This is a genomic window from Campylobacter sp. CNRCH_2013_0671h, assembly GCF_025773055.1.
GTDB lineage: Bacteria > Campylobacterota > Campylobacteria > Campylobacterales > Campylobacteraceae > Campylobacter_D > Campylobacter_D lari_D.
Genome location: NZ_JAKMTG010000012.1, coordinates 1 through 14,445, shown reverse-complemented (window position 1 = coordinate 14,445; position 14,445 = coordinate 1). Strand labels below are relative to the sequence as shown.

The window sequence follows — 14,445 nt, the reverse complement described above, 5'->3', positions numbered from 1 at the left end:
TAGGGATTTTTATTCTTTTTCTTTTAATTTAAGTTTTTGCTCTTGATATAATCCTGTTCCAACAGGAATCATACGACCTAAGATTACATTTTCTTTCAGATCTTCAAGATAATCAAATTTACCTGCAATACTTGCTTCTGTTAAAACTTTCGTTGTTTCTTGGAAAGAAGCAGCTGAAATCACGCTATCACTTCCAATAGCCGCTCTTGTTACCCCAAGTAACACAGGCTCAGCCACAGCAGGCTCACCACCATATCTTAAAATTCTTTCATTTTCTTCTCTGAATTTTCTTCTTGAAACTAAATCACCCACGATGAAGTTAGTATGACCACTATCTACAATTTTAACTTGTCTTAGCATTTGTGATACGATGATTTCAATATGCTTATCAGAAATCACAACACCTTGACCGCGATAAACTTGCTGAATTTCAGAAATAAGATAATAATGTAATGCTTTTTCACCTAAAATTCTAAGTACATCATGGCTTGAAATAACTCCATCGGTTAATTTTTCACCCGCATGGATAAACTCGCCATCTCTTACTTGAATACGTTTTGATTTATCTATCAAATACTCTGCACTACTTCCATCTTCTGCTTGAATAATGATTCTTTCTTTTGATCTTAAAGGCTTATCAAATCTAACAACTCCATCAATTTCAGCTACAACGGCAGTGTTTTTTGGCTTTCTTGCTTCAAATAATTCAGATACTCTTGGAAGACCCCCGGTAATATCTTTTGATTTAGCTGCTGCCTTTGGTGTTTTAGCTAAAATATCAGCTTGCTTCACCTTATCACCATCATTTACATAAATAACAGTTTTTGGCTCTAATTGATAACGCACTACTTTGTCATTTTCACCTATGATTAACAACGCTGGACGCACTCCACTTGGTAAATACTCATTAATAACAAGCGATCTTTTACCTGTTGCTTCATCAATTTGTTCATCAGCACTATAGCCTGATTCAATATCTTCAAAATTTATAGTACCTGCAACCTCTGCAATTACGGTGTTATTATATGCATCCCATTCAGCAATGATAGTTTTATCTTCTTTGCTTGATTTTGCTATGATAGCTTTAGGATTATCCACAAAAGCACTATCATCAAATTCAATCACGGATTCTCTTGGTATATAATGTCTTTTTGCTTCTCTATCATTTTCATCAGCAATAACAACAAAAACACCTTTTTCTTTAACTACATCACCTTTTTTAAGATTTTTAATCCTATCTAAACCATCGCCTTTGAGCATGTAAAATTTTAATGTGCCTTTTGCACCTGCTATAATATCTTGAGTGATAGGATCACCATCTTTTACTAGCAATTCACTTGCATAAGGAATACGATTTGGTATATTCCAACCTTCTTTGATCACTTCAACAATACTTTCATTTTCAGCTACTTCAACACCATCGCTATATGGAATATATAACTTACCTTCGATATTACCACTTACACCGGCAAGCTCATTAGCTTTTGCTAAATCATATTTTCTTAATATAAATTTAGCTTCATTGTTTTTTGCTTTAACGCTAACCACTACATCTTCATACGCATGTTCAATATGGATAGTTCCTTTAAATGGGGCTTTGATTTTTGGCTCAACAAGTAAAATAGCAGCATTGCGATGATTTGCAACGATAGTTTTACCTTGTCTATCTTCATAAGTGTTAAGATTATAAAATCTTACAAAACCTTCTTTGTGTGCTACTACTTGACGATCTTGTAAATCTGTACTAGCAGTACCACCACTATGGAAAGTTCTTAGTGTAAGCTGAGTTCCTGGCTCACCGATTGATTGAGCAGATATAATACCTACAGCTTCACCTGGCTTAACTAATTTGCCCTCACCTAGGTTAATACCATAACATTTAGAACAAACTCCTTTTTTAGCTTTACAAGTAATAGGAGTTCTAATACTTACACTCTTTACACCACTTTCAACAATTACTCTAGCTTTTTCTTCATCTATTAAAGTACCTTCTGAAAATAAAATTTCATTAGTAATAGAATCAATAATATTTTCAGCTAAAACTCTTCCTAAAATTCTTTCCTCTAAGGTTTCAATCACAACACCATCTGCTGTGATTTCATTAATTTCAACACCCTCATGTGCACCACAATCATCCATTGTAACTTTTACATTTTGTGCCACATCGATAAGCTTTCTTGTTAAATAACCTGCATTTGCTGTTTTTAATGCTGTATCTGCGAGACCTTTTCTAGCACCATGAGTTGAAATAAAATATTCAAGAACATTAAGTCCTTCACGGAAATTTGAAATAATCGGTGTTTCAATAATTGAGCCATCAGGTTTTGCCATAAGACCCCTCATCGCAGCAAGCTGTGAAATTTGAGCTGCTGAACCTCTAGCACCAGAATCTGCCATCATATAAATAGAGTTAAATCCTTCTTTATCTTTTTTAATTAACTCCATCATATCTTTTGACAAGATATTATTAGTGCTTTTCCAAATATCGATAATCTTATTATATCTTTCACCCGAAGTAATCAAACCTAAATTATATGAATTTTGAATTTCTCTTACTTGTTTTTTAGCTTCTTCTATGCTTTTTTGCTTTTGATCAGGCACAATAATATCAGCAATTGAAATAGAAATACCTGCTTTTGTTGCATATTCAAAACCAAGATCTTTTAGTTTATCTAAAAAGCTAGCACTTACTTCAAGGCCACCCTCTTTATAAACATAATCAACCAAAGCTGCAATATCTTTTTTCTTCATGACTTTATTCCACATATTTTCAGGAACAAAATCAGGTAAGATAGACTTAATAATCAATCTACCCGCGGTTGTTGTGATTTTTCTTCCATCAACCACACTTCTAATGCTTGCATGAATATCTAAAGATTTTGCTTCTAGAGCAATCATAACCTCTTCAATACCTGTGCAAATTTTATGCTCACCTTTAGCACCATCTTTTTCTAAAGACAGATAATAAATCCCCAAAACCATATCTTGAGAAGGCACAGTTACAGAACGACCACTTGCTGGAAGCAAGATATTCATAGATGAGAGCATTAATACTTTACACTCAGCTATTGCCTCTTGAGATAAAGGCACATGCACAGCCATTTGGTCCCCGTCAAAGTCAGCATTAAATGCCGCACACACTAATGGATGAAGTTGAATCGCTTTACCCTCTACAAGCACAGGATGAAAAGCTTGGATAGAAAGTTTATGCAAGGTTGGAGCACGGTTAAGCATTACAGGATGACCTTTAACAACCTCTTCTAAGCACTCCCAAACCTCATTAGTTTTGTTTTCTATCATTTTTTTAGCTTGTTTTACGGTAGTTGCATAACCTTTTTCTTCAAGCTTAGCTAACAAATGTGGTTTAAATAATTCTAAAGCCATTTTTTTAGGTAAACCGCATTGATCCATTCTAAGTTTTGGTCCAACAACAATAACACTACGACCTGAGAAATCCACCCTTTTACCAAGTAGATTTTGTCTAAAACGACCTTGTTTACCTTTGATAATTTCACTTAAAGATTTCAATGGGCGCTTATTTGCACCTTTAACTGCATTTGCTCTTCTGCCATTATCAAACAAAGCATCAACTGCTTCTTGTAGCATTCTTTTTTCATTTCTAATGATAATTTCAGGTGCATCAAGCTCCATAAGTCTTTTTAAACGCGTATTTCTATTGATAACCCTTCTATATAAATCATTCACATCAGAAACTGCAAATTTTCCACCATCTAAAGCTACCAAAGGTCTTAAATCAGGTGGTAATACAGGTAAATTTGTGATCATCATCCACTCAGGACGATTTGGTACTACTTCATCAATATTTGTATTGCTATTTAAATTACTATTTAAGAAATTTTCTACCACTTTTAAGCGTTTGATGATAGTTTTTTTCTTTGCTTCTGAATTAGTTGCTGCAATATCTTCTTTTAATTTATTTAAAAGCTCGACAAGATCTAAATTTGCTAGTAAATCTCTAACAACTTCACCACCCATTCTAGCTTTAAATCCACTACTTTCATAGCGTTGCATTAAATTTAAATACTGCTCTTCATTTAACACATCATAAAATTCAACTTTTTTAGTATTTTCATTATCATAGTATGCATCACCTGGATTTTCTACTATATATGCTTCATAATATAATACGCGTTCTAAGTCTTTCATCTTTACGCCGAGTAAAGTACCGATACGACTTGGTAAAGAGTTCACATACCATATATGTGCTACTGGGGTAACTAGCTCAATATGCCCCATTCTTGAACGACGCACTTTAGAACTAGTAACTTCAACACCACATTTTTCACACTTAATGCCCTTAAAACGCATTTTTTTATACTTACCACAAAGACACTCATAATCTCTTACTGGTCCAAAAATTTTAGCACAAAAAAGCCCATCTCTTTCAGGCTTTAAAGTTCTATAATTAATCGTTTCTGGTTTTTTTACTTCCCCATAAGACCATGATTTGATTTTTTCAGGACTTGCAAGTCTTAATTGAAAAGCTTCAAAGTCTCTAGGTCTGCCATCTTCTTTTATTTCGATAGGTTTAAATTTACTCATTATTCTCATCCTTATCAAAAATCTCAACATCTAAAGCAAGAGATTTTAATTCATTTGTAAGTACAAAGAATGTCTCTGGAATACCTGTTGCTGGAACATTCTCGCCTTTTGTTAAAGCTTTATAAGCACTAAATCTACCCTCAACATCATCAGATTTAATAGTAAGCATTTCTCTTAAAGTATGAGCTGCTCCATAAGCTTCAAGAGCCCAAACTTCCATCTCACCAAATCTTTGCCCACCAAATAATGCTTTACCACCAACTGGTTGTTGTGTTACTAAGCTATAAGGTCCAGTGCTTCTTGCGTGAACTTTTTCATCTACTAAATGGTGTAATTTAAGCATATACATACATCCAACATGCACACGCTCTGCCATTTTTTCACCAGTTCTTCCATCATAAAGTTCACTTTTTCCATCCATAGCTATTTTAGCCATTTCAAAAAGCTTACCAAATTCTTCAACCGTTACACCTTCAAATACAGGAGTAGCAAATTTTACCCCTTTAGCCCAATCTCTAGCATAAGAAATAAGTTGCTCATCATTTAAAGTTTGTACAAATTTCTTTTCTAGCTCAAGTCTAGATACACTACAAATTTCAAGAATTTTTTCGCGTAATTCTTTTACAAAATCTTTTTGTTTTCTATCAAAAATTTCTTGAATTTGATCACCTAGTCTCATACCAACAATCCCTAAGTGACTTTCAAGAATTTGTCCTATATTCATACGACTTGGAACCCCTAGAGGATTTAAAGCTATATCAATAGGTCTTCCATCAGGTAAATAAGGCATATCAACTTCTGGAACGATATTAGATACAATACCTTTATTTCCATGGCGTCCTGCCATTTTATCCCCAACTTTTAATTTTCTCTTAGTCGCAATATATACTTTAACAAGTTTTACCACTCCACTTGGTAAAATATCATCTTTTTCTAAAATTTCTAATTTTTCATCATGCTCTGTTTTAAGCTTTTTCTTCTCGTTTTGGAAGTGATTTTTTAAATCATCATATTCTTTTTGCACTTCTTTAGAATAAGCTTTAACTAAAGAATTTAATGCAAAACGATTAATTTTTTCCAACTCGGTAATTTCTACCTTGGAACCTTTTTTATATTTAACACCATTTATTTCTTCGTCTGAATTTAAAGGTGATTTAGAAAGCAAAGAACATACTCTTAAAGTTTCTTCTCTGTCCATCATCAAAAGTCTATCGTGATGTTCTTTTTCAAGATTTAATTTTTCATCATCATAGGCTTTTACAGCACGAGCATCTTTTTCATAACCTTTTTTAGTAAATATTTTTACATCTACAACAACACCTTCCAATGAAGCAGTTGCATATAAAGATTTATTTACAACATGTCCTGCCTTTTCACCAAAAATAGCTCTTAGTAATCTTTCTTCAGGCGTAGGTTTTACCTCACCTTTAGGTGAAACTTTACCTACCAAAATCATACCAGGCTTTATATGAGTTCCTATTTTTGCAATACCACTCTCATCAAGATGTGCTAAATCTTCCTCTTTAACATTTGGAATATCTTTTGTAATCTCTTCAACGCCATCTTTAAGTTCTCTAGCCTCTACTTCTTTTTCATAAATATGAACACTAGTGAAAGTATCTTCGCGTAAAATTTTCTCACTAATTACAATAGCATCTTCATAATTATATCCATGCCATGGCATAAATGCGATCAAAGCATTTTTACCAATAGCAAGCTCTCCTTGGTCCATACTTGGACCATCTGCAATAATTTGACCTGCTTGAATAAATTCGCCTTTTTTCACAATCGGGTGTTGAATAAAAGTTGTATTTTGGTTAGTTCTTAGATTTTTTTCCATTTTATAATGATCAATAAATGGTCCATTTTCATCTTCGCCCAAAATAAAAATATTTTTATTATCAACTTTTTCTACAATACCTGCTCTTTTAGCTTTAATAGCTTCCCAAGCATCACGTGCAATGATTTTTTCCATACCAGTACCTACTATAGGTGCTTGTGCGGTTAGTAAAGGCACTGCTTGACGCTGCATGTTTGAACCCATCAGGGCTCTGTTTGCATCATCATGCTCCAAAAATGGAATCAAAGAAGCTGCGACCCCTACTATCATACCTGAACAAAGATCAATCAAATGCACTTCTTCTCTTCTTGCTAAGATTGTTTCACCATCTTGTCTTGCTTCAACAAATTCTTCAACAATATTACCTTTTTCATCAATTTTAGTTGAAGCAGCTGCGATCACTAAACCTTCTTCTTGAGTAGCAGTTAAATAAACAATTTCATTGCTTACTTTTCCATTTTCTACTTTCTTATAAGGTGCTTCAACAAAACCTAGATCATTTACTTTAGCATAAGTTGAAAGCGTATTAATCAAACCGATATTTTGACCTTCTGGAGTTTCAACAGGGCAAATTCTTCCATAATGCGTTGCATGGACATCACGCACTTCAAAACCCGCTCTTTCTTTTACTAAACCACCCTCGCCAAGCGCAGATAAACGACGCTTATGAGTTACCTCGCTTAATGGATTTGTTTGATCCATAAATTGAGACAATTGACCACCGGTAAAAAATTCCATAATTGTCACAGTAATTGTTTTAGGATTGATTAAGTCATAAGGCATTACTTTATCAATATCTGCATTTAATGCGGTAAATTTATCTCTAATTGATTTTTGCATTTTAGCAAGACCCACATGAAGTTCATTAGCTAAAAGCTCTCCAATCGATCTAATACGACGATTACCTAAATGATCTCTATCATCAATATGGCCTCTACCATTTTTTACTTTAATTAAATATTTTGCAGTTTTTACTATATCTTCATTTGTTAAAACTGTAACATATTCAGGTGTATCTAATCCTAGTTTATGATTCATTTTCATACGACCAACTTTTGTTAGATCATATCTTTCAGGATTAAAAAATAAATCATTTACAAAAGCTTTTGCAGCATCTTTTACTACAGGCTCACCTGGTCTCATTACTTTATAAATTCTAATAGCTGCTAAATCATTTTCATCTTCTATATTTTCAGTTTGTTTTAATAATTTTAAAGTCTCATTATCTTGAATGAAAGAATTAATAATAGCAGCATCAACTCCATTTGCTAAGTCATTTGCAATATCAAATTGTTTTTCTTCTTTAATTTTAGCTAATTTTCCCTCATCTAATAGCGTTAAAGAATCAAACAAAACCTCACCGGTTTCTTTATTAATAATAGGGTTAGCTAAATATCTATTTGTTAAAATTTCAATTGGATATTCAACCCATTTAACACCGTCTTTTATAAGTTGCTCAGCTTTTTTCTTTGTCATTCTTTTACCGGCTTGGTGTACAACATTGCCTTTTTCATCTTTTAAGTCATATTCGACTCTATCTAAAAAGTCATTTGGATTAAATTCAGTTAAAAATTTATCTTTTTTAACATGAATAGTTTGTATAGGGTAAAATAATTTTATAATATCTTGCTTTTTATAACCAAGTGCTCTAAATAAAATAGTAATAGGCACTTTCCTTCTTTTATTAATACGCACATAAAGCACATCTTTTGCATCATATTCAAAATAAAGCCAAGAACCACGATCTGGTATAATTTGAGCTGTATATACTAATTTATTTGCAACAGTAGAACTTTCTTCTTCTTTAAAAATAACACCTGGACTTCTATGAAGTTGATTTACAACAACTCTTTCAACCCCATTAATTATAAAAGAAATTCTATCTGTCATTAAAGGAATTTCTCTAATATAAATTTCTTGTTCTTTGATATCTTTTATACCGATTTTTTCACCCGTTTTTTCATCTTTTTCATGTAAAGTTAAACGGATTTTCATTTTCAAATTTACAGAATAAGTTAAACCTCTTTCCATGCACTCTCTAATGGTATATTTAGGTTTACCTACTTCACTACTTACATATTCTAAACTTAATCTATTTTGCGGATCATGGATTGGAAAGATAGATTTGAAAACTTTTTCAATTCCACTTTCTGAATTTTTTGCATCTAAATTTAAAAAATAATCAAAACTCTTTTTTTGTAATTGTAATAAATTTGGAATGTCTATTTGTTGTGGAACATTCGAGAAGTCTATTCTTAAACGATTTCCTGATTGTGAATTTAACATATTATTATACCCCATGGTAAAAGTATTGAAAGAAAGAATCCTTATTAAAGGAAAACAAGAAAGGATATAAAATCCTTTCTTTTAAAAATAAAAAATTATTTAAGTTCAACCTTAGCGCCAGCTTCTTCAAGTTGTTTTTTAGCTTCTTCAGCTTCAGCTTTACTAACACCTTCTTTAAGAACTGATGGAGTTTGCTCAACTGCATCTTTTGCTTCTTTTAATCCAAGACCAGTTAAAGCACGAACAACTTTAATTACATTAATTTTTTTATCGCCACCATCTTGTAATACAATATCAAATTCAGTTTTTTCTTCAGCAGCACCGCCAGCAGCACCCGCAACAGCAGCACCCGCAACCATAACTGGAGCAGCAGAAACACCAAATTTTTCTTCAAATTCTTTTACTAATTCTGAAAGCTCAAGAACACTTAGGTTAGAAATAAATTCTAATACATCTTCTTTAGTAATTGCCATTTTTTATCCTTTTTATAATTTTATTCAGCTTCTTTTTTTTCTTTTAATGCATTTAATCCAATTGTAAAATTGGTGATTGGTGCATTCCAAACTTGCAAAAGCATAGCAAGTAATTCATTACGAGAAGGCATTTTAGCTAAAGCTTTAACTTTATCTACAGAAGCAACTTCGCCTTCGATAAATGCAGTTTTGATCTCAAATGCTTGATTAGCTTCGCTAAATTTATCAGCAACTTTTGAAACATTTAATTGGTCTTCACCCCAAAGATAAATATTAGTATCTTTAAGTTCCATTCCATCTTTGCCGGCATTTTTAAGAGCAATACTTGCTAAAGTATTTTTAATAATTTGAACTTTAACATCCATTTCTCTCGCATTATTTCTTAACTCTTCAAGTTTTTTAGTATTTAAACCCTTATAGTTACAAACTACAACAGCCTCACTAACTTTAAAACCTTCTTCAAGTTTAGAAACAAGTTCAACTTTTTGGCTTTTAGTCATCTTTACTCCTTTCCGACCGGTGATTTCAAGCAGAGCAGAAAAATCTAATTAAGTCCTAGGACCTCGGCTATCTCCAATCTAAGATAAAAATTAGATAAAATAAAAGTTATTATCTTATCTAATTTTTATTAATGAGAGTAAAACTCTCATTAATTTTATTTTGTATCAAGTAATTCTTGAGTATCAAGAGAAAGAGAAGGACTCATAGTTAAAGAAAGACTAGCATTTTTAATATATCTTCCTTTTGCAGCAGCTGGCTTGTGTTTATTAATAGCTTTTACAAATGCTGTCATATTTTCTTTTAATTGTTCTTGAGTAAAGCTAACTTTACCTAAACCTGCATGGATATTTCCTTGCTTATCAACACGGAAGTTAACTTGACCATTTTTAGCATTATTCACAGCTTGTGCAACATCCATTGTCACAGTACCTGTCTTAGGATTTGGCATTAAACCTTTAGGTCCTAAAATACGACCTACTTTACCAACTAAACCCATCAAATTTGGAGTAGCAATTAAAACATCAAAATTCATATTTCCTTTTTGAATTTCTTCTACTAAATCATCACTACCAACTATATCAGCACCTGCATTTTTTGCCTCATCAGCTTTTGCATCTTTTGCTATAACAGCAACACGCACTTTTTTACCTGTACCACAAGGTAAAACTACACTACCTCTTACCATCTGATCTGCATGTCTTGGATCAACATTTAATTTTAAAGCAATTTCAACTGTTTCATCAAATTTAGCAGATGCAAGAGTTTTAACTGTGCTTATTGCTTCATCCATTAAGTAATTTTTATTTGAATCTATTTTTTTTAATAATTCTGTAAATCTTTTAGTATTTTTTGACATTAATTTTTCTCCGCATTTTATATAAAGTGCTACCGCCTTTTTAAACTCTTGGCGGTAAAGAGTATTAATCTACGATTTCAACACCCATAGAACGAGCAGAACCCATAATAATCTTAGCAGCTTGCTCTCTATCTTTTGTGTTCATATCAGCTATTTTTTTATCAACAATTTCTAAAACTTGTGCTTTAGTTAATTTACCTACTTTATTTTTTAAAGGATTATCCGCACCTTTAGAAATACCTGCAGCTTTTTTGATTAAATCAGTAGCTGGTGGTTGTTTTGTGATAAATGTAAAGCTTTTATCTGCATAAACAGTAATAACAACTGGAATATTAAAGCCAGCCATATCTTTTGTTCTTTCATTAAATGCCTTACAAAATTCCATAATATTAACACCTTGTTGACCCAAAGCAGGACCAACTGGAGGTGATGGATTAGCCTTAGTAGCAGCTATTTGTAATTTTATTTCTCCTACGACTTTTTTAGCCATAACCTTACTCCTTTACTTGCTATATTATCAAACTATTTTTTCAACTTGAGAGTATAAGATCTCTACTGGAGTTGATCTGCCAAATATTGAAACATTTAGCTTTAAAACCCCTCTAACCATATCATATTCTTCTACAATACCAACAAAGTTTGCAAAAGGACCTTCGGTTATTCTTACACTTTCTTCTTTATCAAATGAAATTTTAGGTTTAGGTGCTGCTTTATTTTTCACCTTTTCTAAAATAAGATTGATATCTTTTTCACTCAATGGGGTTGGTTTTTTACTTTCCCCTATAAAACGACCAACTTTTGGCAAAGATTGAATTTTATGCCAAAGTTCTGTTGATAAGTCAATATTGGCAAATACATAGCCTGAATACAAACTTCTTTCGCTTATTTTTTCTTTACCATTTTTAAATTCAATCACATCTTCAGTTGGAACAATTACTTCTAACAATTGCTCTTGAATTCCATGATCTCTAACTAAATTTTCTATGGCTCTTTTTACAGCCATTTCACTACCTGCATAAGTTTGAATTGCATACCATTTATGATTCATTATTTTATCCTATAATCTTAGATAATGAAAATGACATAATCAAGTCAACCAATGCTAAAAATAATGAAACAACAGTAACAACTACAAAAACGGTAATATAAGCATTTCTAACTTGCTCTTTCAAAGGCCAAATAACTTTTGATAATTCAGCTTTTGACAATTTAAAATAAGTTATTAGTTTTTCCATATTTAACCTTATTTTGTGGCAGGGCAAGAGGGATTCGAACCCCCAACCATCGGATTTGGAATCCGGCGCTCTACCGTTGGAGCTATTGCCCTAAGGGCTTTTATATAAAAGCCTTAACTTTTTAATTTAACTTCTTTATGAACTGTATGTTTTTTTAATCTTGGGCAATATTTTTTTAATTCTAATTTTTCAGTTGTATTTTTACTATTTTTAAAAGTACTGTAATTAATATCACCGCACTCTTCACATTTCAAGCCAACTTTAATTCTCATTTTTATTCCTTAAAAAGCGAGATAAAATCTCGCTTATGATTATTTAATAATTTTAGATACAACACCTGAACCAACAGTACGGCCACCTTCACGGATAGCAAAACGAGTACCTTCTTCAAGCGCAACTGGTGCAATAAGACTTACAGTAATTCTAACATTCTCACCTGGCATAACCATTTCAACGCCTTCTGCAAGTTGGATAGAACCAGTAACATCTGTTGTTCTTACATAGAACTGTGGTCTATAGTTATTAAAGAATGGAGTATGACGACCACCTTCATCTTTATTTAAAATATAAACTTCTGCTTCAAAGTCAGTATGTGGAGTAATTGATTTTGGCTTAGCAAGAACCATACCACGAAGAACATCTTCTTTTTTAGTACCACGTAGAAGAACACCTACATTATCACCTGCTTCACCTTGATCCATTTCTTTTCTAAACATTTCAACACCAGTTACTGTAGTGCTCTGTGTTTCTCTAATACCAACTATTTCAATAGTATCACCAACTTTAACAACACCTTTTTCAATTCTACCAGTAACAACTGTACCACGACCTGAAATTGAGAATACATCTTCGATTGGCATTAAGAAATCTTTATCTGTATCACGAGCTGGAGTTGGAATATACTCATCAACTGCTGCCATAAGATCTAGGATTTTTTTAGACCATTCACCATCTTGTCCAGCTTTTGCTTCTTCAAGAGCTTGTAAAGCAGAACCTGAAATAATTGGAGTATCATCTCCTGGGAAGTCATAAGAACTTAATAATTCTCTAATTTCCATTTCAACTAATTCTAATAATTCAGCATCATCAACCATATCAGCTTTATTCATGAAAACAACGATATATGGTACACCTACTTGGCGAGAAAGTAAGATGTGCTCCCTAGTTTGTGGCATTGGACCATCTGCAGCAGAAACAACAAGAATAGCACCGTCCATTTGAGCAGCACCAGTAATCATATTTTTAACATAGTCAGCGTGACCTGGGCAGTCTACGTGAGCATAGTGACGATTTTCTGTTTCATACTCAATGTGAGAAGTTGCAATAGTAATACCACGCTCTTTTTCTTCAGGAGCATTGTCGATATTATCATAATCTTTAAGCTCAGCCAAACCTCTTCTTGAAAGAACAGCAGAGATAGCAGCTGTTAAAGTAGTTTTACCGTGGTCAACGTGACCAATAGTACCAATATTTACGTGAGGCTTATTACGTGAAAATTTTTCTTTAGCCATCTTTTTCCTCCATATAAAATTTACAAACAAATACTAATTTATGTTTTATAATCTTTTGAAATCAATGGAGCTCATAGCGGGACTTGAACCCGCGACCTCTCCCTTACCAAGGGAGTGCTCTACCTCTGAGCCATACGAGCGCTCAGAAAAATTAAAAACATAAATTATAAAATTTTGGAAATTGAAACTGCTAGAAATTCTTAATTTAAAAACAGCTCCCAGTTTCACTCTACCAAAATTAGGTTGGAGCGGGAAACGGGACTCGAACCCGCGACCCTCAGCTTGGAAGGCTGATGCTCTAGCCAACTGAGCTACTCCCGCAAAGCAATGGTGGTGAGTCGTGGATTCGAACCACGGAAGGCGAAAGCCAGCAGATTTACAGTCTGCCCTCGTTGGCCACTTGAGTAACTCACCATGATAAAAATGCTTTTTATTTCTGGTCAAACACTGCTATCAACAATGGAGCTGGTTAAGGGACTTGAACCCCCGACCTGCTGCTTACAAGGCAGCTGCTCTACCAACTGAGCTAAACCAGCAAAAAATAAAGTTGAATTATAATGTAATTTTGAATTAATGTCAAGTGTTTTAAATAATTTTATATAATTTTTAAAAAAATAAAGGATTGATTATGAAAATTTTATTTTCACCTAGCGAAAGCAAAAATAAAATAAATACGCAAGATTATATAAATAAAAACTCTTTTGTTTTTAGTAATTTATATAGTAAAAGACTTGAAGTACTTACAAAATATAAAAATCATATAAAACAATGCAATGAAGTTGAACTTGAAAAATTTTTTGGTATAAAAGATGCAAGTGAAATAGAAGAATTAACTCATGATATTTTAACAAAAGAAACAAACAAAGCTATTCAAAGATATAATGGAGTTGCTTTTGATCATTTAGACTATGAAAATTTAAGCGAGAATTCAAGAAAATACATAGATGAGAATGTTTTGATATTTTCTAATCTTTTTGGTCCTATTTTAGCAAAAGATTTAATACCTTATTACAAATTAAAACAAGGAGAGAAAATTAAAGAATTTAATATAGAAAAATATTACAAAGATAGTTTCTCTGATGAACTCGATAAATTTTTAGAAAATGAATTAGTCATTGATCTTAGAGCTAAATTTTATGAAAAATTTTATACTATTAAAAAGCCTTTTTTAACTTTTACC

At 32.6% G+C, this 14,445-nt stretch carries 11 protein-coding genes and 5 tRNA genes; 1 reads left to right on the top strand and 15 read right to left on the bottom strand.

Annotation, left to right across the window (positions count from 1 at the left end; translation table 11 throughout):
• Positions 1 to 9: 9 nt before the first annotated feature.
• The 15 genes from rpoC to L8X97_RS07350 all read right to left on the bottom strand — a co-directional run bounded on the left by rpoC (position 10) and on the right by L8X97_RS07350 (position 13,801).
• Entirely contained in the window at positions 10 to 4,563 is a 4,554-nt protein-coding gene (gene rpoC, locus L8X97_RS07420; protein WP_263662980.1) for a DNA-directed RNA polymerase subunit beta', read from the bottom strand.
• Positions 4,556 to 8,689 (bottom strand): DNA-directed RNA polymerase subunit beta, encoded by a 4,134-nt coding sequence (gene rpoB / locus L8X97_RS07415; protein ID WP_220566613.1) that lies wholly within the window; start codon positions 8,687 to 8,689, stop codon positions 4,556 to 4,558. The genes rpoC and rpoB overlap by 8 nt, the downstream gene beginning before the upstream one ends.
• Positions 8,690 to 8,784: 95 nt before the next feature.
• On the bottom strand, positions 8,785 to 9,162 hold the full coding sequence (gene rplL, locus L8X97_RS07410; RefSeq protein WP_012661184.1) for a 50S ribosomal protein L7/L12: 378 nt from the start codon (positions 9,160 to 9,162) through the stop codon (positions 8,785 to 8,787).
• A 20-nt stretch (positions 9,163 to 9,182) separates the two neighbouring features.
• The gene (gene rplJ / locus L8X97_RS07405; protein WP_133319935.1) at positions 9,183 to 9,662 is read right to left on the bottom strand and encodes a 50S ribosomal protein L10; all 480 of its coding nucleotides are present in this window, start codon (positions 9,660 to 9,662) and stop codon (positions 9,183 to 9,185) included.
• Positions 9,663 to 9,817: 155 nt separating this feature from the next.
• Entirely contained in the window at positions 9,818 to 10,519 is a 702-nt protein-coding gene (gene rplA, locus L8X97_RS07400; RefSeq protein WP_039617747.1) for a 50S ribosomal protein L1, read from the bottom strand.
• A gap of 64 nt (positions 10,520 to 10,583) precedes the next feature.
• Positions 10,584 to 11,009: a 50S ribosomal protein L11 gene (gene rplK / locus L8X97_RS07395; RefSeq protein WP_012661181.1), complete on the bottom strand. Its 426-nt coding sequence runs from the start codon at positions 11,007 to 11,009 to the stop codon at positions 10,584 to 10,586.
• 27 nt (positions 11,010 to 11,036) lie between these two features.
• Positions 11,037 to 11,570, bottom strand: coding sequence for a transcription termination/antitermination protein NusG (gene nusG / locus L8X97_RS07390; protein ID WP_087684660.1), 534 nt, complete (start codon positions 11,568 to 11,570; stop codon positions 11,037 to 11,039).
• A 1-nt stretch (position 11,571) separates the two neighbouring features.
• Positions 11,572 to 11,754, bottom strand: a complete 183-nt coding sequence (gene secE, locus L8X97_RS07385) for a preprotein translocase subunit SecE (protein ID WP_039617745.1) — start codon at positions 11,752 to 11,754, stop codon at positions 11,572 to 11,574.
• Between the two features lie 16 nt (positions 11,755 to 11,770).
• A tRNA-Trp gene (locus L8X97_RS07380) sits at positions 11,771 to 11,846 on the bottom strand.
• Between the two features lie 21 nt (positions 11,847 to 11,867).
• Positions 11,868 to 12,026 (bottom strand): 50S ribosomal protein L33, encoded by a 159-nt coding sequence (gene rpmG, locus L8X97_RS07375; protein WP_039617743.1) that lies wholly within the window; start codon positions 12,024 to 12,026, stop codon positions 11,868 to 11,870.
• Positions 12,027 to 12,065: 39 nt separating this feature from the next.
• Positions 12,066 to 13,265 (bottom strand): elongation factor Tu, encoded by a 1,200-nt coding sequence (gene tuf / locus L8X97_RS07370; RefSeq protein ID WP_039617742.1) that lies wholly within the window; start codon positions 13,263 to 13,265, stop codon positions 12,066 to 12,068.
• A gap of 65 nt (positions 13,266 to 13,330) precedes the next feature.
• A tRNA-Thr gene (locus tag L8X97_RS07365) sits at positions 13,331 to 13,405 on the bottom strand.
• A 104-nt stretch (positions 13,406 to 13,509) separates the two neighbouring features.
• A tRNA-Gly gene (locus tag L8X97_RS07360) sits at positions 13,510 to 13,586 on the bottom strand.
• 7 nt (positions 13,587 to 13,593) lie between these two features.
• A tRNA-Tyr gene (locus L8X97_RS07355) sits at positions 13,594 to 13,679 on the bottom strand.
• Positions 13,680 to 13,725: 46 nt separating this feature from the next.
• Positions 13,726 to 13,801, bottom strand: a tRNA-Thr gene (locus tag L8X97_RS07350).
• A 92-nt stretch (positions 13,802 to 13,893) separates the two neighbouring features.
• Here L8X97_RS07350 and yaaA point away from each other — a divergent pair.
• On the top strand, positions 13,894 to 14,445 hold a 552-nt coding region (gene yaaA / locus L8X97_RS07345; RefSeq protein ID WP_263659897.1), incomplete at its 3' end, for a YaaA family protein.